The sequence below is a fragment of the Vibrio atlanticus genome, from assembly GCF_024347315.1.
GTDB lineage: Bacteria > Pseudomonadota > Gammaproteobacteria > Enterobacterales > Vibrionaceae > Vibrio > Vibrio atlanticus.
Window position 1 is genome coordinate 671,621 of sequence record NZ_AP025461.1, and the last position, 22,502, is coordinate 694,122.

The window sequence follows — 22,502 nt, forward strand, 5'->3', positions numbered from 1 at the left end:
TTAGCACTAGTTACACTTAAAAAGTAAACGACAGATAAGGTATTCAGCGAGTTTTCTTGTTCGACCTTTGAATAAGCTGAGTTTGAGTACAGAAAGTTCGTGACGCAAACGATTAGATCTCACAAATTTGACTTAACTTTGGTGTTTATTGGTTTCTAGAGCAGTGACTTGCGGTCATCTAGAGGCATAACCTTATCCTTTCACTTGTTTAAAACAGACCTTCCTCCTTAAATCCTGTGTGTGGATAACGACTGACGCCAATTCCCATGATTAGCTCATAATGTCATTTGTTCATATTCAATTTGATCAATAATTCCTGTTAATGTCCTATTCTTATATTGGGCTAGGTAAAAATACTATCGGGAAAGGAGTCGTTATAAAAATGATAAATATGTCAATTAGATGGCGTCTTATTTTTCTTTCAACAGTTTCTGTATTCATCATGTTTGGGTTTGCAGTCAATGAAGTGCTCAAGAACGATAAGAAGATGAATCACCTTGAAGCAACGCGAATTAAGGTGGAAGCACTTCAATCTTTTAATGCTGTTTCAAGTGGTGCTTATCAATGGTTAGTGCTGTCTAAAGACTCCCCAGAGAAAGGTCCGTTATTTTTAGAGCTGCAAGCGGAAGTGGATAGGCTTGCTCATTACGAAATACAACTTCAACAGTTCGACAACAGTTGGACTGTCGAGCCGCAGTTGATTGAGTTAAAGAGTGTGTTAAAGAAGCTCGCGCGGGTAACCACTAATATTGACAGCGACGCATCACAGATTACTGTCAGCAACGCACAGCAAACAGAACGAGCCTTTGACCTGTTAAAAGGCGTGTTAATGGAGCTGTCTGAATATCGTGCCAATATAGTGGACGAAAAGATCAGCCAAACAGATGCGATGTTTATCAATCTTACTCACTACGTGTTCTGGACTCAGCGAGAAGCGTGGCTGAGTTACCGCTTGTATCGTTCTCCAGAGCTGATCGATCAATATTTATTGAGCTATGTTGGTGCTTTAGAAAGGCAACAACAGCTGTTAGATACGTTTTTACGATCAGACAGCCACTCGCTGGAAATTAGCAAACTGTTAAACATGTTCTCCCAAGATGAATTTCAAGACCGATTTACGGCGCGGCTTCTCAAAGGTGACTTATCGACACCTGAAATATATGAACATGTGGAAAGTTTAGAGCGAAAGAAGCTGGCGATCTCAAAGGCGGTTGGTGCTTATACCGATCAATTAAAGTTTGATTTGACAAAAAATATAGCGCTACAGAAAAGGCAAACGGCGGTTATGACATTGCTTATCCTTGTTGTTTCAGGTGCTTTGTTATGGCTTGGTGTCGCGACATCTTTGCGCTTAAATAGAAACTTATCGATTATCTTGAAAGGGGTGTCTGAATGCGCGGATAGTTACGGCAAGCCTAAGGTGATTCATATTCAAGGTAACGATGAACTTGCCGAGTTTACTGAAACCCTCAATCGAGTAATGGAACGTAACTATCATCACAACAAAGAGCTGATAATAGCAAAAGAAGATGCAATTTCGGCTAACAAGGCCAAGAGTGCATTTTTAGCGAACATGTCCCATGAAATACGTACGCCGCTTAATGGAATTATCGGTATGGCGGAAATTTTATCTCAGAGTCAACTGAGTGCTAACCAACAAGAGGTACTTGAGGATATCGAGTCGTCTTCACATTCGTTGTTGGTGTTACTCAATGACATTCTCGATCTTTCTAAGATAGAGTCGGGTAACTTAATGTTGTCGCCGCATAATGCCGATTTGCGAGAAGCGGTTTACGACTCTGTGAGCGTAATTTTGTCGAAAGCGATCAGTAAAGACATTGAACTCGATATCAACATTGATGCTCAAACCCCAACACAGCTGTTTTTCGATGAGTATCGTGTTCGACAAGTGCTAACCAATTTGCTGTCTAATGCTATTAAATTTACCTCAAAAGGCACGATTACAACGGATATTGCTTATACACCGATGTCTTTGGGGCGAGGTAAGCTTGAATGCAGTGTGTCTGATAGCGGGATTGGGATTGAGCCAGAGAAGCTAGAGTCCATTTTTGAACCTTTCACTCAAGAAGATGGCAGTATTACTCGCCAATTCGGCGGTACAGGGCTAGGGCTTGCGATTTGTCGGCAGCTTGTTGACTTGATGGGCGGCTATATTACCGCACGCTCAGTGAAAGGAGGAGGCTCTACATTCACCTTTTGTTTGTACGTAGACACGGTCGAGGCTCACGCTCAAACGTTCGATAACCTAAGCCGTGCGACAATTATTTCTAATTCTTTCAATTACCTCGATCAATTGGTCAAAGAGTGCGAGCGCTTAAATGTTCGACCTAATGTTGTATCATCCATTTCGGATCTTGGTGAGAGCCTGAAAGAAAGTGACTTGGTGCTTTATTGTCACACGCTGCATCACTCTATGAGGAAAGATCTTGAGGCGTTAAAGGCGTTGTATCCGCTGACTCGCGTTATTGTGTGCCAGCATCACCTATTTAAAACCAATCTAATCACAGAAACGGTTCACTCGACTCACACATTACCATTTCTGGGTAGACGCTTCTTAAACAGCCTACGATCGCTTGATGCCGGTGAAGTACAATCACCGACGGTGGAAGTAAAAGATGAAGAAGTTCGTTCTCTGAATCGACGTATTCTGATTGTTGAAGACAACCTGATGAATCAGAAGATAGCGAGCTTTTTCCTTGAGCAAGCGGGCTATGAATATTTGATTGCAAGCAATGGCCAAGAGGCGGTAGATGTCATCACCCAGGGCGCTCAGTTTGATGCCATTCTAATGGACTGCATGATGCCAGTTATGGATGGTATAACGGCGACTCGTGTGATTCGAGAGTGGGAGACAGATCAACAAACCCCACCACTACCCATTATTGCTTTAACCGCTAGTGTCTTAGAGGAGGACATCAAAAATTGCTTTGAAGCAGGCATGAACGCCTACTTGCCGAAACCTTATAAATCCCACCAACTGTATGATCTTTTCAGTAGCCTTGATATTGTCTAATGGTTCCAGTATCAAGGCTAGCGCTGTGTGCTTACCACTGTCTGAATCCACAAGTATCGATGTGGAATCGAACACCAGAATACAAACCCAGTCCAACGTTATTCTTTTGCCCAAATTCCGCATGAATCTTTTTAAGCTTCACGTGTAGATCTTCGCGAGTAATATCATTCGCGGGCACTAAGTCTAAAGCGCAGAACTCTAAGTGTTTACTTCGCAGTGCGCCACCCGCTTGCTTATTGTAGATATCGGTTCTTTCTCCAGACACAGGAATAACAACGCCAATCTCAGGCTCAATATATTGTTGAATGTACTTAAGGGTATTAATCATTTTTGGTACATGCTTTTTATTGGGTAGGGTAAACAGAGTGGTGTTGCTCATTGCCCAGTCGGTGCCTTGCAACAAGACTAAGTGCAGAGGCATGCTTTGGGTGATGCCGTTATCTTTGAGTTGCTGTCCGATCGCCTTGACTTGATCTTGGGCGTGGTTAAGGAGCATCCAACCTCGAAATGCTGATCTCGTGGGAACTTTGTAGCCATGAACATCGACCACGAGGTCGTCATAAGTGATTTCGGTTTCTTCGGTATAAAGTTTCTCAAATTTTTCAGGGTAAGGTTGCGTTGTTGATAGTGCCAAGGTAATCAGAATACTTCCGTACATAAAGTCTCTCCATCGCTTAGGTTCGCCTAGTTATTAACGTTCACCTAGTTACTTACGTACACTAAGGATATTACGTTCGATTAAGTATAGAAGCCGGAATTTAGGCACAAAAAAACCCACTACAAAGAGTGGGTTACTATACAAGTAAACTCGCTAGGTTAGATTATTTCTTACCTTGAGTTTGCTTGTCTTCTTCTGTTAGTTCACGAATACGACGGCTGATGTCGCGACGAGCTTTAGAGATCTCTGCACTCTTGATGATGTGATCATCAACGCGGTCTTCGTAGTCAGCTTTCATGTTTTTGATAATGCCTAGGATCTCGTCGTGAGTCATCTCTGGCTTGATGTAATCAAGTAGGTTATCAAGAAGGTCGACACGCTTGCGGTTGTCACGAACTTTCTTTTCGTTGTCTAAAAGTTCACGCTTAAGTTTGTTCTTACGTCGTGCTTGGTTAACAATTTCAAATACGCTGCTCATAGATTCCTTTTCCTAATCGTCAAATACGTTGTCTGGTTCTGATTAAAGCACATCAATTGATGATGTAACAGTATTTAGATCAAAGCAAAAGTAAGGTTGTTTAATTATTCGTCACTCTCTCTAACGTGTGATTGTTTTTATCTTACCGTTCAAGTTAGTATCCCATTTAGATACTGCATTGATACGACATGTGAAATGAATCAACAACAATTGGAAACAGAAGATTTGGGCGACGATGTCGTTGAATCTTCGGCAGAACAAAATAAGCTTCGTGATGCGTATGTACAAGAGCGCACTAATTTGGAAGTCGTGGAAATAGAGCTAAATCGTTCTAAGATCATAATGATTGATGAACAAGGCAGAAAGAAACGAGTACCGATTTTGTCTGAGCATTAGCCATGACTGGCTGCATTGTTAAATGTTGAGATGGAATTATCAAAATAACAAAAAGGAAAAACGATGAACACAGTACTTTCCCCAATTGAAGCGAGAATTATCGGTTGTTTGATCGAGAAAGAAGTGACGACTCCAGATCATTATCCACTGACACTAAATAGCTTAACAACGGCTTGTAATCAAAAGAGCAACCGTGAGCCTGTGCTCTCTCTGTCTGAGTCAGATGTTTTAGATGCGGTTGATGGTTTGATCGGACGTCGTATGGTGAGCGATGAAAGCAGCTTCAACAGCCGAGTTAATAAGTATCAGCACCGTTTCTGCAACACTGAATTTGGTGATCTGCAATTTACAGAGCAAGAGCGTGCAATCATCTGCTGCATGCTGCTTCGTGGGGCCCAAACCCCGGGTGAGCTTCGTACTCGAACTGGTCGTCTTGCAAACTTTAGCGATGTGAAAGAGGTTGAATCAATACTCGAAAAACTCGCGGCAAGAGAAGCGGGTGCGTTAGTCGTGAAGTTACCACGAGAAGCGGGTAAACGAGAGTCACGCTACCAACACTTACTGAGCGGCGAAGTAGACATTGAAGCGTTTGCGACGGCATCAGTAAGCGCTGTTTCATCATCTGCATCCAGTGAAAAGTTTGAAGAACTTGAATCAGAAGTCGCGAGCCTACGTGAAGAAGTGGCAGAGCTTAAGGCTCTGGTTGAATCACTGCTTTAAATGTCGGAATCTGACAAAAATGCGGATTGGGTCGTGTATTTGATCCGCAATCGACACAATGCTCTTTATTGTGGAGTGACGAATAACTTAGAACGTCGATTCGAACAACATCAAACGGGCAAAGGTGCAAAAGCCTTAAAAGGTAAAGGCCCACTTAAGTTGGTTTGGAGTATTGGTGTTGGGTCAAAAAGTGAGGCGTTAAAAACCGAATACGCGATCAAACAATTACCCAAATCTCGTAAGGAAAAATTAGCATCACTCAAACTAATCATTGAGTGGCAACAAGACAAAATTCAGTATATTCCAGTATCGTAACTCATCGTTAGAATTCTAATTCTCGGCCGAATGTTAGTCGCGTGAATTGTTGCAAGGAGATCTTTTAAGTTATTGATTAAATAGTGGTATTTTTGTTTTTGATTGAGTTGTTTTTATCTTAGGACTCATTAATCTTAATCTCCATTCCAAATTTACACACTGCACATTTAGAATGACATTCCAATTAGTATTAGACGCTATCATTTATCCTCGTTGTCCTACATAATATCCTTCAGCCATACAAAGAGATGGTGTCATGCTAGGTTAAAAAATGAGCCAAAGTAGCTCATATAAAACGAGAAGAATATGAAACGTTTACTTATATTATTGGGGGTTGCCGTGTTTTCTGCGTCTGCTCTCTCCCACGGTACCCACGTCCTGAATGGTTATTGGGAATATCAGGATTACCTCACTAAATTTCCAGAGCAAAAAGCATTGACCGATAAAATGGTTGAAGCTGTGCAAAATCCCCCTATGCCATTGAGGCAAGTTCAGGATGAACCTATCACGATTTCAGTTGTGTACCCGGGGCAACAGATCTCTGATTATTGGGTTCGTAATATCCAAGCCTTTGAGAAACGCCTAGATAAATTGAGAATTAATTATCAAATAAATCAGGTTTTTACTCGTGATAATGCTAACCCCTCTCAGCAGAGTATCTCTTTGCAAGAAGCGATTGAAAATAAAACGGATTATTTGATTTTTACGTTAGAGACGACGCGACACCGTAAGTTTATTGAACATGTGTTGAGCTCAACGGACACCAAGTTGATTTTGCAAAATATTACCACACCAGTACGTGCATGGGCCGATAGGCAGCCGTTCATGTACGTGGGTTTCGACCATATGACGGGGAGTTTAAAGCTAGCGGATTACTTCAAACAAGTGAGTGAACCGGACAGCAAGTATTCTGTGTTATATCGTTCTGAAGGTTATATTAGTGATGCTCGTGGAGATACCTTTATCCATGATGTGAATTCTGATACTAACTTTGCTCTTAAGTCGTCGTTTTACACAAAATCAAGTAAAGAGAGCGGTTACCAAGCAGCTAAAATCAGCCTAGCTAACGATAAGGATCTAAACTTTATTTATGCATGCTCAACGGATGTTGCTCTGGGCGCAGCAGAAGCTATTCGAGAATCTGGTCGAGATGTCTTAGTTAATGGCTGGGGAGGCGGCTCTGCAGAATTGGAAGCTATAGCAAGGGGCGACTTAGATGTTACGGTCATGCGCATGAATGATGATACGGGTATTGCGATGGCAGAGGCAATTAAATGGGATCTTACCGGGTTGGAAGTTCCTACCGTTTATTCAGGTGAGTTTGAAATTGTGACTAAAGAGGATTCTCCAGATCGTATTTTAGAACTTAAGCAGCGAGCATTTAGGTACTCAGACCAATAATGAAAAAAAGCTACGCCATTACACCAAAGAACACTTTAGCCAAATTAATTACGCGTATCATTATTTTAGTGATTGGCGTGATGGCGCTTGGCGTGCTTATTCATAACTATGAAACAAGCAGTAGGATCGTTAAGCAAGAGACGAATAGAACGGTTAAGCAAACTTCTAGCTTGATCCAAAACATGTTCGATTATCGATTGTCAGTGCTGCAAATCCATCAAGACAGTAGCTCACACAGTGAAACTTTAAGGGAGTATTTTGATACCAACAATGAAGAGGCTCTGAGCTACTTTTTTTATGGTGTTGACCAACGTGAGCCTGATTATGCTCCTGATTTGCGTTTTGTTTCAACTTATAATGGTTTAGCTTGGGAAGATGGCAATGGGCAGTTCTATGGTTTGGATGAATCTAGTTTAAAACATATATCTGATGAGGTCGCTTTTAGCAGTAACTGGCACTTCATTCAGCTGACTACGGATATCGGTAAGCGTCATTTGTTGGCTCGTCGAACCCCTATTGTTGATAACAAAACCGGTGAAGTTCTAGGGCAGCTTTATGTCGCTATTGTGCTCGACAACAATTTTTCATTGGCTGAATCTATCCAGCAAGGCAGCAATTGCGAAAATATCGTTATTGAAGCGCATGGTACTCCGGTGACATCGACATTCAGTGGCGATGAAAGCTATACGATAAAAGACGTCCTCAGCTATGAAATGTACGAGCAGCTACCTCGTCATTTCGTCACTATTGCAACCATTAAGATCAATGCTGTTGAAACCCCCCTAACCATTCGCGCGATCCAGAAAAACACTAACCTCATTGCACTCGAAGATAATTATGAACGTACCATCATTGTTATGATTGTGGTGATCATCATCATGTCTTTCCTTGCGCGATCTTGGATTCAAAGAAGAGTCGCGGCAGAACTTGATAAGTTAATGGAATTCACTCGTTCTGCAAGTGGTAATGAAGAGTTCAGCAAGTTTGATGGTTCAAATATTTTCGAATTTCACCACATTGGCTGCACGTTGGAAGATACTTTTGAGCGCTTATCTGAGCAACACCAAAAATTTCAAGATCTGTTTAATTTTGCGCATTCTCCAATTTTGGTTTGGTCCGAAAAAGGTGACTTAATTCAGATGAACCCAGCGGCTCGTATGGCGCTATTTGATGAAGATGATAACTATGGTGCAATGGCTCGAGAGTTTGAGCTCCGTATGTTGCCGAATATCCAGATGGTGGTTCAAGGCTCTAAACTAACGGGCATTAACGTGCCAATCGGCGAGAAGGTTTTTCGCTGGAACATGTCTGCAATCCGAGTTGAACACGGCATTACCGGTGTGGTGGTGCAAGGTCAAGATATTACTAAACTTATAGAAGCAGAAAGACAGGCAGATCGAGCGCGTGAAGAGGCAGAGCATCTTGCCAGTGTGCGTGCAGACTTCCTCGCTAAAATGAGTCACGAAATTCGTACGCCATTGAATGGTATCCTCGGTGTCTCTCAGTTGCTTAAACGTTCAATACACGATGAAGATAACCGTGATCAGGTTGATGTACTTTGCCATAGTGCAGAACATCTACTGGCGGTACTAAACGATATTTTGGACTTCTCTAAGATAGAGCAGGGACAATTTAATATTCAGAAGAAAGATTTCCTCTTAGGAGAGTTAGTTAACACCTTAGATAGCATCTATCGCCCACTTTGTGAGGATAAATCCGTCGAGTTCACCATTGTGAATCACTTGGTTGATGACATCAAAATACACACCGACCAGGTTCGCTTGAACCAGATCATGTTTAATTTACTGAGCAACGCCCTTAAGTTCACTCATCAAGGCAGTATTTCCGTCAGTTTTGAAATCGAAAGTATCTTGAATACTGATTACGCTAGCTTGATTGTTCGAGTAAAAGACAGTGGCATCGGTATTGATGAGAGTAAGATCGATGCTATTTTTGAACCTTTTGTTCAAGCAGAAGAAACGACGACTCGTGAGTATGGTGGTACAGGACTTGGGCTTACGATCGTAAAGAACCTTGTCGATATGCTGGAGGGAGACATTCAAGTCCGAAGCGTTAAAGATCAGGGGTCTGAGTTCATTGTAGAAATCCCAGTGGAGTTACACTCCAAGCCTCTGTTAGTCGACGTTGAGAAACAAGCCCACATCGAGCCTGAGGCGTTGTTTAATCGTTCGTTGAAAGTGCTGCTAGTGGAAGATAATCACACCAACGCCTTTATCGCACAGGCATTTTGCAAAAAGTATGGGATGGTGGTTACTTGGGCAAAAGGTGGCTTGGAAGCGATAGAGCTAGCAAAAAGCACGGTTTACGATCTTATCTTAATGGATAATCAACTCCCTAATCTGGGTGGGATTGAAACCACTCAGCAACTAAGAGAGCAAATTGGTGTAACAGCTCCGATTTATGCGTGTACTGCCGATGCTCAAGAGTCAACAAGAGAAAGGTTCATGGCTGCTGGAGCAAATTACGTGATCGTAAAACCGATAAAAGAAGCGTCGTTGCACAAAGCTTTTGTTCATTTCAAACAATTGTACTGGGATGATACTCAGCATTAAGTCGAAGCTAAAAAGTGAGTCACTGATTCAAGTAAACAACGGCTTACTCTTGCTGAAAAACAAGATACACTGCTTCAGATATGTACTTGATGGAGAAATATTAAATGGAACTGCAAACCTTATTGAATACTCTGACTGATACCCCAGAAAGCGTGCAATTTGAAGACACAATACAAGTGATAGAAGCTCATTATGATTTTGCTGAGAGTGAATTTCGTAATGGCGATGTAGTGAATGCCGCAGGGCAGAATAATGGTTCGTGTAAGATTTTTGCTTTTGGTTTAGAGCAAGGTCTATCTGCAGAGCAAACACTTGCTTGTTTTGGTCAATTTTATCGTAATGACGTATTAGGTTTTCCAGACAACACTGACCATCAAAATATTCGTAACTTCATGACTCATGGCTGGAGCGGTATACAGTTCTCTCAGTCTGCACTGATTGCAAAATCGAAGTAACCACTAACTAGATAACTATTAGTAAGTAGTAAGTAGTAAGTAGTAAGTAGTAAGTAGTAAGTAGTAGGTCGAAACTTAATGTCGTATCTTGAAGCGAGAGAACAACCTCTCGCTTTTTTGTATATGTTGAGCCGGTTTGTAACCTGCTGACTAGCTTCGTAAGCTACTGAATAGGCAAGGCAGACAGGCATTTACGGCACATGCAAGCACCAGTTTTTGGAATATTGCTAGTATCACGCTTCTCTAACTCAAAGCACCAACACGTCTCTTTACCCGCACTGATATTGCATTGAGCTGGCTCATGACACTGCGGACATTGGTGAGTCGAACTCTCGCCACTAAGGTTATCCATGACTGACGTTCGTTCGTCTTCAGATAAGCCTTTCCAACCTATAATTTCATCCATTGTTCGAAAGCAGCCACTGCACATTCCGCCATTATTTTTACAAGCCGCTCGGCAAGGTGTTTTCATCTATCTAACCCATGATTCATTTGTGCTGAAATGTAGCATATTTACTTCCCTTTTAAGAGTCAGCCAACCAAAAATGACCAAGTGAAAGAAGTAATTGAACTCGTAATGTTAAGGCTTTTCATGTAGCATCTCGCCCCTTTTGTTGAGTGGGGGATATTATGTTTATTGGATTTGATTATGGAACAGCGAACTGTTCTGTCGCGGCGATGGTTGATGGAGAACCAAGCCTGTTACCATTGGAAGGTAGCAACCGTTATATTCCCTCAACTGTATTTGCACCTACTCGTGAGAGCGTTTCTGAGCACCTATTTCGCCATTTGAATATCAAACCGAGTGATGCGATTGGTGAGCAGGTGTTGCGACGTGCTATCGCTCTGAACCGAGAAGAGAGTATCGACCTAGTGCCAGAAGACATGGCATTTGGTCAGGCTGCATTGGACCTCTATTTGGAAGACCCTCGTGACGTTTATTACGTTAAGTCCCCTAAGTCTTTCCTTGGTGCCAGTGGATTACATGATGTCCAGGTGAGTTTCTTCGAAGATTTAGTGTGTGCCATGATGGCGAATATCAAGCATCAAGCTGAAATCACGACTCAAGAGCCGATCAAACAAGTTGTTATTGGCCGACCAATTAACTTCCACGGTCGTGGTGGTGAAGAAGCAAACCGACAAGCCGAAGATATACTCTCACGTGCAGCCAAACGTGCAGGTTTCCTTGATATCGCCTTTCAATTTGAACCGGTCGCTGCAGGCCTTGATTACGAAAGTACTCTGACTGAGAACCAAACGGTATTAGTTGTCGATATTGGTGGTGGTACCACTGATTGCTCATTGTTAGAAATGGGGCCAAGTTGGTCTGGTAAAGCGAACCGTACCCAAAGCTTATTAGCACACAGTGGACAAAGGGTAGGGGGTAATGATCTTGATATTTACCTTGCCTTCAAACAATTGATGTCACCTTTCGGTATGGGTAGTAAGGGTATTTCGGGTATCGATATGCCGTTGACTCAATTCTGGAATCCAATTGCGATAAACAATGTAGAAGCTCAAAAAAACTTCTATTCAAGGGAAAACCTAGCCGCGTTAAAGTTACTTCGTAAAGAAGCTTCAGAGCCTCAAAAGTTAGACCGTTTAATGAAGGTCTATCACGATACTTTAGGTTACAGCATTGTACGTCGGGCGGAAGAAGCCAAGATTGCATTGGCAGAATCCTCCCAATATCGAACAGCAATCAATGTTGCATCAGATCTGATTGAGGTGGATATCTCCGTTGAGCAGATGATTGAAGCGATTGAAACGCCAAAATCTAAGATGATTGAATTGGTCAAAGAAGCGATTCAACAAGGTCAGAAAAAGCCAGATGTCATCTACATGACGGGTGGTTCAGCCCGTTCTCCTATTCTTCGAGAAGCAGTACAACAAGCCGTACCGAATGTGCCAATTGTGAGTGGTAACTATTTTGGTTCCGTAACTTCAGGCCTAGCACGTTGGGCTGAGGTTTGCTTCAAATAAGAATGTACTAACTTGTATTAGGGCAACCAGTCACGGATTGGTTGCCCTTTTTTTGTATTTTCTCTAGTGAACTTTCAATAAAGCAATAGCCAATAATTAATAAAGCAACTTTTCCTAGTTCAAATTGGGAATTGTTTCACAAGGCTAAATATTTCAGCACGGCTCATTATGTTACAGGATGTTTCTAAGTTAATGGTATGTCGCAGAATGGTCTGGAAAGTCGTTTGTAGCCTAAGTGTCTAATGCTGTTTTTATGATTGAAAAATCAAAAAATTGAAGGTTTTTTATATCAAAATATACCAGAAACTAGTTTGAGGTTTGTTTTTAATGGTTTGTTTTTAATGGTATTTTTTGTTTTTATAGCGAGATTTTTTTATTTTATATATTTTAATGCAACTTTTTTGTCAGTCGTATATTAGTGTTTTCCCACTTGTTAAATGCAGGTAACAACCTCTCCGTAAGCACGAGGTTGTTATGGAATCACTCTCCCAGTTACAAATGGATATGACAATGAATAAGAAACTTTTAGCGCTAGCAATTTCTGGTGCAGTATTTGGTACACAGGCAGTTGCGGTAGAGCTTTATAACGAAGACGGTACAGCCTTATCTGTTGGTGGTCACGTTTCTGTAAACCTGAATGGTTCAGAGAAAGGCGATACGGATGTTGGTACAAACTCACCACGTATCAACTTTAATGCTACGCAAGAATTAGGTAATGGCTTCACAGCTGACGCTAAAGGCGAATGGGCGCTTAATTACCTAAACGGTGGTGATGAGTCGTTTACTACTCGTCTTGGTTACGTAGGTTTAACTCATGATGAGCTAGGTCGTGCTGTTGCAGGTACGCAGTGGGCGCCATACTACGATGTAGCTTCAGCTACTGATATGCCGATCGCTTTCGCGAACGATTTCTTATACGACAACCACGGTGCACTAGGTACTGGTCGTGCAGACAAAATGGCAAGTTACCGCAACGGATTTGATTTTGGTGAAGCGGGTGAGCTTAGCTTTGGTCTAGGTTGGCAGGGCAGCAATGACGTAACGACTGACACTGAAAATGTTGTTGGTGGTGTTGTTGTTACTACTCGTTCAACGGTGTCTTACGATGACCGTATTCAAGCGACTCTTGGTTACTCAATCGCTGGTGTTAAATTGGGTTATGCCTTCAACACTGGTGACTTCAAAGAGGGTGGTGTTTCTAAGACGGCTGAATCTCACCTAGTTTCTGCTGCATACGGTTCTTACGGTTCAGGTTTATACCTAGCAGGTATCTACGCTTCAAACGAAAACATGAACGTAGGCCTTGAAGAAAGTGATGCATATGAATTGCTAGCGGCTTACGCTTTAGCGAACAGCTTAAACTTAAGCGTTAACTACGAAGTTGTTGAAGGCGAAGCGACGAAAGGCGCGGCAACACAAACTGACCGTGAAGAGCTAGCTCTACAAGCTGAATACAACTTTACGAGTAATGTTGTTGGCTACACTGGCTATCAGTTTGATCTAAACGATGCAGACAACAGAAAAACTGACGACAAGTGGACTATTGGTGCTCGTTTCTACCTATAAGTCGCGACTCATTGAGTTTGACCACTATTATGCATAGTGTTTACTCCTTAAATTTACCTTTTTGGATACTGTCCTAGACACCATGCTAAGCCCTCTCAAGCCTTTTGGTTTGAGAGGGCTGCTTTCGTTCTATATGCATCTGTTTTAGCTTTCCCTTCATGTTACTCTGCCATTCATTTCATCTACGTAGCTATGGTCTACGCAGCGATGATCTACGTAGCGATGATCTACGTAGCTATGGCTCTTGTCATCAGTTCTTATACGTCGCGATCTTCGGATAAAAGTATTTAAATCATTTAATTGAGCTAAAGATCAGAATTTAGATATTGGTAACCATCTTGACGAAGATTCTCTTTTAATGATGCGGTAAACTCTGCGCTCCAAAAAACAGTTTAGGGACAAACTATGAGCAGCGTTGTAGATCAGGAGCAATTGATGAATTCGAAACGAACAGCAACACCCAGCAAAGTACTGTGTATTGGGCGCAATTATGTTGATCACATCGAAGAGCTTAATAATGTTATCCCTGACTCTATGGTGGTGTTTAATAAGCCGAGCACTAGCGTTACGTCTTCTCTATCATCTTTCCATCAAGAAACGTTACATTATGAAGCTGAAATCTGCTTCATTGTTGAAAACGGTGAATACTCTGCCGTGGGGCTAGGTTTAGACCTTACCAAACGCGAGTTACAAAGTAGTTTGAAGGCAAAAGGTCTGCCTTGGGAACGTGCTAAAGCTTTTGATGGTTCTGCTGTTTTTAGTCGCTTTGTTCCCATAGATAACTTGGACCTCTCTGACTTAAACATAGAGTTATTTATTAACTGTGTCCGCGTTCAAAAAGGGCATGTTGAACAGATGCTTTATTCCCCACAGACCATCCTCGAAGAGTTATCTTCTTATACGACTTTGCTTGACGGTGATGTTGTGATGACGGGCACTCCGAAAGGTGTTGGAGAGGTACATCAAGGTGATATTTTCCTTGGTCGTCTAAAGTGTGGCGAAACCACTGTGATTGAGATCGAGTGGGTAGCACGTTAATTAGTCTTTTGTATTTAGTTAATAAGTTGGTTTTACTGTTCATTGGTGGTATTTAATTCGATTAATTTAACACCTAGCAACTGATTGCATCTGGAAGGGTGTTGGTAATTGATATAAAATTCGTCTCCATTTTTATCAATACTGAAACCCATGATCGATTTAACCATCCTACCTGTTTACCTGACGGCCGTTGTAGCTCTTCTCCTTTTACCAGGCCCTGATATGTTACTCATCGCAAGCTCAAGCATGAGCTATGGCCGTAAAGTCGGTGTGTTTGCGAGCTTAGGTAATGCGACTTCTGGAATTATCCTGACAGTATTGGCAGCAATGGGCGTTTCAGCATTGATTGCGATGAGTCCAGTGGCTTTAAAAGCCCTTCATCTATTAGGCGGTGCATACTTATTAAAGATGGGGTGGGATTGTCTTCGAACAGAACAGGGCAATGCACCTGAGTTAAGCGACAACCGTGCTGCAAAAGCGTACTACCAACGAGCACTTATTAGTAACCTGCTTAATCCTAAAGCGTTGGTTTTTTTCGTGATGTTCTTACCGCAGTTTGTATCGACGAGTATTGAAGCGACTTCGGGTGAGCAGATGCTCGTTCTGGGTTTATTGCTGAATGTGCTAGGTTTGACGTTCAACTTTTTACTTGTGGCGTTAGTGGGTACTATTGGTAAATCTTTGGTAGAAAATGCTAAGTTTCGTACCTATCAGCAAAAAGTGATGGGCGGAGTTTTCATCGTGTTAGCGGTGTGGATGTTGTCTTCTTTCTTTACCTCGTAGACTGCAACTCAAACAGTTTATCGGGGTTGGCCGCCGATACAAAAATGGACGCTTCGAGCGTCCATTTTTTATGTCTATCAGTTACATATTGTACTTCATTGAACTGATGTTTTGAAAGAATGATTACCTAAGAGTTCAGCTCTTTCTGGTGTTGTTCGATGAGCTTATCCATGTACTCTTCACCGCGCTTGCGGGTATCGTCATAGGTTTCTGTCCCTTCGAACTTTGTTACCGTCTCATAATAAATCTTAACTTTTGGCTCTGTACCTGAAGGTCTTACGATAATGCGTGAACCATCATCGAGGTGATAGATGAGTACGTCACTTGCAGGCAGGTTAATGGCTTCAGTATTGCCTCCAATGACGAAGCGTAAAGAAGACTGCAGATCTTCAATCACAGAGATAGCGACACCGTTAATCGCTTTAGGCTGTGCTGAGCGGAGCTTAGAACCAATCGATGGTGAATCTGGGTCTAGGGCAATACTTCGCTGCGCGTTGGTATGAACCCCATGTTCAAATGAAATTTGAGCGAGAAGATCCCAAACGGTTCGCCCTTGAGATTTTAACTCCTCAACCAGTTGAGCAAACACGACGATAGCAGACAGCCCATCTTTGTCTCGTACCTGAGTACCAATTGTGTAGCCTAACGCTTCTTCATAGGCGAACAAGAACTCGTTTTTCTCATCTTCTAATTGCATGCCAATATTCGCTAACCATTTAAAGCCAGTCAGCGTTTGGAAGTAAGTCGCACCATGGGATTGAGCCACTTTCTCAAGTAGAGTTGAAGATACGATACTGTTACCAACTAACTGGTTTTTAGTGTGTGGCTTTGATAGCAAGTAGTGCGCGAATAACACACCCACTTGGTCACCCGTGAGCATTTTGTAGGAAGCATCTTCAGTTCTGACTTTATCATCGGTTCGAACGGCAACCGCAAATCGGTCTGCATCTGGGTCATTAGCGCAAGCGATGTCGGCATCGACACTTTTTGCTAAGTTAACCACAAGATCCATCGCGCCTTTTTCTTCCGGGTTGGGGAAGTTTACGGTTGGGAAGTGACCATCTGGTTCTCTCTGTTCGGCAACACTGAACACCTTATGGAAACCAGAATCATGAAGTAGATCTTCCGCCATTTGTGCACCGACACCATGCATAGCGGTATAGGTGATGGTGGTGTTCGCCGATTCGATCTCTTTACTCACGTGTGGGCTCTGGTTGATCGCAGCGCGGTACGTTTGATAATAGCCTTCAGTTAACCATACCAACTTACCTTGTGTTTCAGCGTCACTAAGGCTCATCAATGGGATGGGCTTGGTCGATGCGATGTCTATTTCAGCAGCAATGCCTGCATCATGAGGGGGAATGATTTGAGCGCCATTCTCCCAGTACACTTTGAAGCCATTGTACTCCGGCGGGTTGTGGCTCGCCGTCACGACAACCGCCGCTGCCGCGTTGAAGTGCTCAATACCAAAGGCAACGATAGGTGTCGCTGCAACATTCGAAGTTAGGTAAACCTTAATACCTAAAGCGGTGAGTACAGAAGCTGTATCAATCGCGAATTGCTTTGAATCTAAACGGCCGTCGTAGCCAACCACTACACCACGCATAGAGGCATTTGCGACATGTTCAATTAAATAGTGGCCAAGGCCTGTGGCTGTTTCTTGTATGACCAAGCGGTTCATTCTATTTGGGCCGCATCCGACTTTGCCGCGCAGTCCCGCCGTTCCGAATTCTAATCGTTGAATAAAGCGGTCTTCAAGTTCGTCGTGCATTCCCTCATCGATAAGGTATTGAAGCTCTTCACGAGTTCTTGGGTCTGGGTCTCTCGCTAACCAGTTCATTGCATCTTGCATAATCACTAAACCTTTTAATATCGGGGTGTCTTTCTGTTGATTTAATTTAAATGATACTGATTATCATTTCTATGAAAGCAATCGTAAAACTCGATTTAAAATAAATTCCAACAGTAAGGGAAAGGCATATGGGTAAAGTCACTTCAAATAATTGACTGTTTAATAAGTAAACTTACCTTGAACAATTGGATATCACTAACTAGCCTTTTACATAAATATAACAAAACTTAACAAGTTCGTCGTTTTTGAATCTTTAGTGGAAACTTACAACGCTTATGATCCGTATTGGTTCTTAAGTTGAGATGAGGTCAGCAGCCCGTTTATAGGCTAGCTCCATGTGAGTTGTAGATTGAGATTCAGCTTTTCATGTTCAGCTGGAATAACAATGAATGTTGTCTGGCTCGGAATGACACATAGCTCGTAATGACATGTAGTTCGTAATGAAACGTAGTTCGCAACGAATATAGCTCGTAACGAAACACAGCTCGCAACGACATTTAGGTCGCAAGTATCCAATTAGGAAGGATAAGGAGAGATCTTTTGAAAAGATTACTGGTTAGGCTAGCGTGGCTTTTGAAAAGTTTTGTTGTGGTTTTGGTGTCGCCTTTGGTGCATGCAAGCAGTGAATACAACATGACTCAAGGTGTCACTGAGATCAGCGGTAAGGTATACGAGCTTCATATGCTGATCTTCTATATCTGCTGTGCGATTGCCTTTGTTGTTTTTGGAGTGATGTTCTATTCGATTCTGAGGCACAGAAAGTCGAAGGGGGCGGTTGCTGCTCATTTTCACGAAAGCACGAAAGTAGAAATTCTTTGGACCATCATTCCTATTATTATCCTTATCGCTATGGCGATACCCGCCACTAAAACCTTAATAGCGATGGAAGACACATCCCAATCAGATCTGACCGTTAAAATCACAGGGTCACAATGGAAATGGCATTACAGCTATTTTGGTGAAGACGTTGAGTTTTTCAGCCTCCTAGCAACCAGTGACAAAGAAATTGAAGGCATCGAAGTGAAAGGCGCGCATTACCTGTTAGAAGTTGATAAGCCACTTGTACTGCCTATCAATCGCAAAGTCCGATTTTTGATGACTTCCGATGATGTTATTCACTCATGGTGGGTGCCAGCTTTTGCCGTTAAGAAAGATACCATTCCGGGTTTTATCAATGAGGCTTGGACAAAGATAGATGAGCCCGGTGTTTATCGAGGCCAGTGTGCTGAGTTATGTGGTCGTGCTCATGGCTTTATGCCGATAGTGGTGCATGCGATGGAAGAAGCTGAGTATGACGCATGGTTAGCCGAACAAAAAGAATTGGCGGTAGCCGCACAGCAAGCCGCGCAAGATGCATTAGATGCGTCACTTTCTTTGGAAGAGTTGAATACCATCGGTGAAGAGGTTTACAAAACTCGTTGTGCGGTGTGTCACCAAGTTAACGGCGAAGGTATCCCTGGAGCATTTCCTGCCATAAAAGGAAGCCCTATTGCGCTTGGCGATGTGGATGTTCATATCGACACCATTGTTTATGGTCGTGGCGGAACGGCGATGCAAGCATTCGATAATCAGTTAACTGAGAAAGAGATCGCAGCGGTAGTGACTTATCAACGAAATGCTTGGGGTAATAACACCGGCGATATTGTTCAGGCTTCAGATATCAACGCTTATAAGGCGAAGCAAGAAGGCGGGGAACAAGCTTCAACGGACGAAACGCAAGGCTCAACGGATAAAGCACAAAACGATGCTAAGGAGCAGTTATGAGTTCACCAATCAATAAGCCGGTGAAATCGGCTCCAGCAGAAGACCAAGCACTGAGCCATTCTACGGAAGGTACACTAGGCAATAATGATTTGCCTGTTGATGATCACGACTCACATGCGGCACCCAAAGGTTGGGCGCGTTGGCTTTACTCAACCAATCATAAAGACATTGGTACATTATATCTTTGGTTCAGTTTTGCGATGTTCTTAACGGGTGGTGCCATGGCAATGGTGATCCGTGCTGAGCTCTTTCAACCCGGGTTGCAACTTGTTGAGCCCGATTTCTTTAATCAGATGACGACTGTCCATGGTTTAATCATGGTATTCGGTGCGGTAATGCCTGCATTTACGGGCTTGGCTAACTGGATGATTCCGATGATGATCGGTGCTCCAGATATGGCGTTGCCGAGAATGAACAACCTCAGTTTCTGGATTCTGCCTTTTGCATTTTTAATCTTGATCGGATCTTTGTTTACTGAGGGAGGCGGGCCGAGTTTTGGTTGGACATTTTATGCTCCGCTCTCAACAACTTATGGTCCAGACAGCACCGCGCTATTCGTATTCTCAGTTCATATTATGGGGATCAGTTCGATCATGGGGGCGATTAACGTGATCGTAACCATAGTGAACATGCGCGCGCCGGGTATGACTTGGTTCAAGCTACCGATGTTCGTATGGACATGGTTAATTACCGCTTTCTTACTAATAGCCGTGATGCCCGTGCTCGCGGGTGCGGTTACCATGGTGCTGACCGACAAATACTTTGGTACTAGCTTCTTTGATGCCGCTGGTGGTGGGGACCCGGTGATGTTCCAGCACATATTTTGGTTCTTTGGGCACCCCGAAGTGTACATCATGATCTTGCCGTCTTTTGGTATTGTCTCAGCCATCATTCCAGCATTCAGTGGTAAGCGTCTGTTTGGCTACCACTCTATGGTGTACGCGACTTGTAGTATCGCATTGTTGTCATTCTTGGTTTGGGCGCACCACATGTTCACCACGGGTATGCCAGTATTTGCCGAATTGTTCTTCATGTATTGCACTATGCTGATTGCGGTGCCGACCGGTGTGAAAGTCTTCAACTGGGTGGCGACCATGTGGCGGGGTGCTTTGACTTTTGAAACCCCAATGCTGTTTGCGATTGCCTTTATCGTTCTGTTTACGATTGGTGGGCTATCTGGATTGATGCTCGCTATCGTGCCAGCTGATTTCCAATATCACGATACTTATTTTGTTGTGGCTCACTTCCACTATGTTCTGGTAACAGGTGCCGTGTTCTCTATTATGGCTGCTGCCTATTATTGGCTGCCTATTATTGGCTGCCTAAGTGGACTGGGCATATGTACGATCACAAGCTCAGCCTGTGGCATTTCTGGACGTCGGTGATTTCAGTCAATGTACTGTTCTTCCCGATGCACTTTTTAGGGTTAGCGGGTATGCCGCGTCGTATTCCTGATTACGCGATTCAGTTCGCCGACGTTAACCAAGTGGTGTCGATTGGTGGTTTTGCCTTTGGGTTGTCTCAGCTGATTTTCTTATGGCTGGCTATCAAGTGCGTAAGAGGCGGAGAGCCTGCGCCAAGCAAGCCTTGGGATAGAGCTGAAGGTCTTGAATGGACAGTACCAAGCCCTGCGCCTCACCACACCTTTACTCATCCACCTAAAGTGGATTAGAGGATAGAACCATGAGTGATAAGCAAAGCGATCCCAATCAAGATAAAAAACAACCAAAGCGCCTGTCTAATAAGCGATCGACCAAAAAGCTGACGGGTTATTTGATGTTGGGCGTGGTTGCGATGTTTGGCTTCGGTTTCGCTTTGGTGCCGCTCTACGATGTGATGTGTGAGGCTTTAGGGATCAATGGTAAAACCAATACCGTTTCCGCAGTTCAACCTCAGGGAATGCAGCCTGACTATTCTCGTACGGTCCGCGTTGAATTCATGTCCCACATCAAGCCAGATATGCCATGGCAGTTTGCGCCTGAGGTTCGAGTGTTAGAGGTTCATCCTGGAGAAGTGGTTCAAACTAACTACATTGCCAAAAACCTTTCTGGAACCTCATTGGTTGGCCAAGCTGTGCCATCGGTTTCTCCAGGTATGGGGGCAACTTATTTCAATAAGATGGAATGCTTTTGCTTTAATCAGCAGCCATTGGACGGGCATAAGAGCGCAGAAATGGGTTTGATATTTTACATTGAGCCAGATATTCCTGAATCAATACATACGCTTACACTCTCTTATACGCTGTTTAACATTACGAGTCAGGTGGGTGCCGCGGACAATAAATCTGTGCCTAACGTGCTCGCAAGTAACTAGGGATTTAAAGAACCAGTATCAACATAAGGAGTTGAGCGATGAGTTCTAAAAAGGAAGTTTATTTCGTTCCACATCAAAGCCACTGGCCATTGGTGGGTGCCGTAGCGCTGTTTTTGGTCGCGGTTGGCGCTGGCTTGACGGTGCAAAATATGGGCACTGATGCGGCTGGTGGCGTGTTTGGAAAAGCAGTGCTGCTAGTCGGATTTTGTGTGTTGCTTTACATGCTTGCAGGTTGGTTTAGCAATGTGATCACGGAATCATTGAGTGGACTCTATTCTGAGCAAATATCTCGTTCCTTTCGACAAGGAATGAGCTGGTTCATCTTCTCTGAGATCATGTTCTTCGGTGCTTTCTTTGGTGCGCTTTTTTACGCTCGTATGATTTCTGTCCCTTGGATTGGCGGTGCGGGCAACAATGAAATGACCCATGAAGTGTTGTGGCCGATGTTCCAATCAATGTGGCCGTTAACCACGACACCTGATGGCGTGACGACAGAAGCTATGTCTTGGCAAGGTATCCCGCTTAAGAACACCATTATCCTGCTGCTTTCTTCTGTGACGCTGCACATGGCACATATCAGTCTTGAACAAAATAAGCGTATGGCTTTGATCGTGTGGCTAGAGATAACCATTGTTCTGGCTGGCTTCTTCCTGTTCTTCCAAGTTGAAGAGTACCTTCACGCTTATCAATATATGGGATTGACACTTCAATCTGGCATCTATGGCAACACCTTCTTCTTATTGACTGGATTCCATGGTTTGCATGTCTGTTTGGGAACGATTTTTTTGATTGTGTTACTGGCGAGAGTTGCGAAAGACCACTTCACTCCGAAAGACCACTTTGCGTTCCAAGCGGGCAGTTGGTATTGGCACTTTGTTGATGTTGTTTGGTTAGGCCTGTTTGTATTTGTTTATGTGCTTTAACGGTTGAGCCTATAGGGGATTAATAGGGGCGAGGGTTGGGAGTTATCACTCCTGATCCCAGAGCAAGTAATAAAAGTAGCACGACAACGGCTGACCACATGACTCGACGACCCAAGAAGTGACTGAGCCTTTTTCCATTGTGTTTGCCCGAGGCGATTTGGATTAGGCCTTTCATCAAGTTGAAAGCGATGAAGAACAGCAAAGCTACTAACACAATTTTAAATAACAACACAAAGGTAGATGACGCCAT

At 43.2% G+C, this 22,502-nt stretch carries 19 protein-coding genes and 1 pseudogene; 15 read left to right on the forward strand and 5 right to left on the reverse strand.

Features of this window, described 5'->3' with window-relative positions; genetic code table 11:
- Positions 1–442 precede the first annotated feature (442 nt).
- Positions 443–3,034, forward strand: a complete 2,592-nt coding sequence (locus tag OCV30_RS18695; RefSeq protein ID WP_065678190.1) for an ATP-binding protein — start codon at positions 443–445, stop codon at positions 3,032–3,034.
- A 31-nt stretch (positions 3,035–3,065) separates the two neighbouring features.
- On the opposite strand, the gene OCV30_RS18700 is transcribed toward OCV30_RS18695, so the two are convergent.
- The gene (locus OCV30_RS18700; protein WP_065678164.1) at positions 3,066–3,692 is read right to left on the reverse strand and encodes a D-Ala-D-Ala carboxypeptidase family metallohydrolase; all 627 of its coding nucleotides are present in this window, start codon (positions 3,690–3,692) and stop codon (positions 3,066–3,068) included.
- A gap of 163 nt (positions 3,693–3,855) precedes the next feature.
- Positions 3,856–4,170, reverse strand: coding sequence for a DUF496 family protein (locus OCV30_RS18705; RefSeq protein WP_004730049.1), 315 nt, complete (start codon positions 4,168–4,170; stop codon positions 3,856–3,858).
- Positions 4,171–4,365: 195 nt separating this feature from the next.
- Here OCV30_RS18705 and OCV30_RS18710 point away from each other — a divergent pair, with 195 nt between their 5' ends.
- The 6 genes from OCV30_RS18710 to OCV30_RS18735 all read left to right on the forward strand — a co-directional run bounded on the left by OCV30_RS18710 (position 4,366) and on the right by OCV30_RS18735 (position 10,030).
- Positions 4,366–4,566: a hypothetical protein gene (locus tag OCV30_RS18710; protein WP_009845676.1), complete on the forward strand. Its 201-nt coding sequence runs from the start codon at positions 4,366–4,368 to the stop codon at positions 4,564–4,566.
- A 63-nt stretch (positions 4,567–4,629) separates the two neighbouring features.
- Positions 4,630–5,286, forward strand: coding sequence for a YceH family protein (locus OCV30_RS18715; RefSeq protein WP_017100949.1), 657 nt, complete (start codon positions 4,630–4,632; stop codon positions 5,284–5,286).
- Positions 5,287–5,601 carry a GIY-YIG nuclease family protein gene (locus tag OCV30_RS18720; protein WP_065678165.1) on the forward strand — a complete coding sequence of 105 codons (315 nt, stop codon included), beginning with the start codon at positions 5,287–5,289 and terminating at the stop codon, positions 5,599–5,601. It abuts the gene before it with no gap.
- Positions 5,602–5,907: 306 nt separating this feature from the next.
- Positions 5,908–7,002: a substrate-binding domain-containing protein gene (locus OCV30_RS18725; protein ID WP_065678166.1), complete on the forward strand. Its 1,095-nt coding sequence runs from the start codon at positions 5,908–5,910 to the stop codon at positions 7,000–7,002.
- Positions 7,002–9,575, forward strand: a complete 2,574-nt coding sequence (luxQ, locus tag OCV30_RS18730) for a quorum-sensing autoinducer 2 sensor kinase/phosphatase LuxQ (protein ID WP_065678167.1) — start codon at positions 7,002–7,004, stop codon at positions 9,573–9,575. Before OCV30_RS18725 ends, luxQ begins: the two co-directional genes overlap by 1 nt.
- Positions 9,576–9,679: 104 nt before the next feature.
- The gene (locus OCV30_RS18735; RefSeq protein ID WP_065678168.1) at positions 9,680–10,030 is read left to right on the forward strand and encodes a HopJ type III effector protein; all 351 of its coding nucleotides are present in this window, start codon (positions 9,680–9,682) and stop codon (positions 10,028–10,030) included.
- Between the two features lie 163 nt (positions 10,031–10,193).
- Here the strand turns inward: OCV30_RS18735 and OCV30_RS18740 are convergent, their stop codons facing one another.
- Entirely contained in the window at positions 10,194–10,502 is a 309-nt protein-coding gene (locus tag OCV30_RS18740) for a DUF1289 domain-containing protein (RefSeq protein ID WP_083994559.1), read from the reverse strand.
- A 158-nt stretch (positions 10,503–10,660) separates the two neighbouring features.
- Between OCV30_RS18740 and yegD the strand changes: the two genes are divergently transcribed.
- The 4 genes from yegD (at position 10,661) to OCV30_RS18760 (ending at position 15,400) form a co-directional block, all read left to right on the forward strand.
- Entirely contained in the window at positions 10,661–12,013 is a 1,353-nt protein-coding gene (yegD, locus tag OCV30_RS18745; RefSeq protein WP_065678170.1) for a molecular chaperone, read from the forward strand.
- A gap of 510 nt (positions 12,014–12,523) precedes the next feature.
- Positions 12,524–13,579, forward strand: coding sequence for a porin (locus OCV30_RS18750; protein WP_065678171.1), 1,056 nt, complete (start codon positions 12,524–12,526; stop codon positions 13,577–13,579).
- A gap of 405 nt (positions 13,580–13,984) precedes the next feature.
- The gene (locus tag OCV30_RS18755) at positions 13,985–14,617 is read left to right on the forward strand and encodes a fumarylacetoacetate hydrolase family protein (RefSeq protein WP_009845667.1); all 633 of its coding nucleotides are present in this window, start codon (positions 13,985–13,987) and stop codon (positions 14,615–14,617) included.
- 150 nt (positions 14,618–14,767) lie between these two features.
- Positions 14,768–15,400 carry a LysE family translocator gene (locus OCV30_RS18760; protein ID WP_009845666.1) on the forward strand — a complete coding sequence of 211 codons (633 nt, stop codon included), beginning with the start codon at positions 14,768–14,770 and terminating at the stop codon, positions 15,398–15,400.
- A 127-nt stretch (positions 15,401–15,527) separates the two neighbouring features.
- Here OCV30_RS18760 and OCV30_RS18765 read toward each other — a convergent pair whose 3' ends face one another.
- A complete protein-coding gene (locus tag OCV30_RS18765; RefSeq protein ID WP_065678172.1) occupies positions 15,528–17,252 on the reverse strand; it encodes a phospho-sugar mutase in 1,725 nt (574 codons plus the stop codon).
- Between the two features lie 540 nt (positions 17,253–17,792).
- On the opposite strand from OCV30_RS18765, the gene coxB reads away from it, so the two are divergent.
- The 4 genes and pseudogenes from coxB to OCV30_RS18785 all read left to right on the forward strand — a co-directional run bounded on the left by coxB (position 17,793) and on the right by OCV30_RS18785 (position 22,252).
- Complete coding sequence (gene coxB / locus OCV30_RS18770) at positions 17,793–19,016, forward strand: cytochrome c oxidase subunit II (protein ID WP_065678173.1); 1,224 nt, start codon at positions 17,793–17,795, stop codon at positions 19,014–19,016.
- Positions 19,013–20,688: pseudogene (ctaD, locus tag OCV30_RS18775) on the forward strand (cytochrome c oxidase subunit I). Before coxB ends, ctaD begins: the two are co-directional and overlap by 4 nt.
- Before the next feature lie 11 nt (positions 20,689–20,699).
- A complete protein-coding gene (locus tag OCV30_RS18780; RefSeq protein ID WP_065678174.1) occupies positions 20,700–21,329 on the forward strand; it encodes a cytochrome c oxidase assembly protein in 630 nt (209 codons plus the stop codon).
- A 38-nt stretch (positions 21,330–21,367) separates the two neighbouring features.
- A complete protein-coding gene (locus tag OCV30_RS18785) occupies positions 21,368–22,252 on the forward strand; it encodes a cytochrome c oxidase subunit 3 (RefSeq protein WP_065678175.1) in 885 nt (294 codons plus the stop codon).
- A 19-nt stretch (positions 22,253–22,271) separates the two neighbouring features.
- Here the strand turns inward: OCV30_RS18785 and OCV30_RS18790 are convergent, their stop codons facing one another.
- Positions 22,272–22,502, reverse strand: coding sequence for a DUF2909 family protein (locus tag OCV30_RS18790; protein WP_029203703.1), 231 nt, complete (start codon positions 22,500–22,502; stop codon positions 22,272–22,274).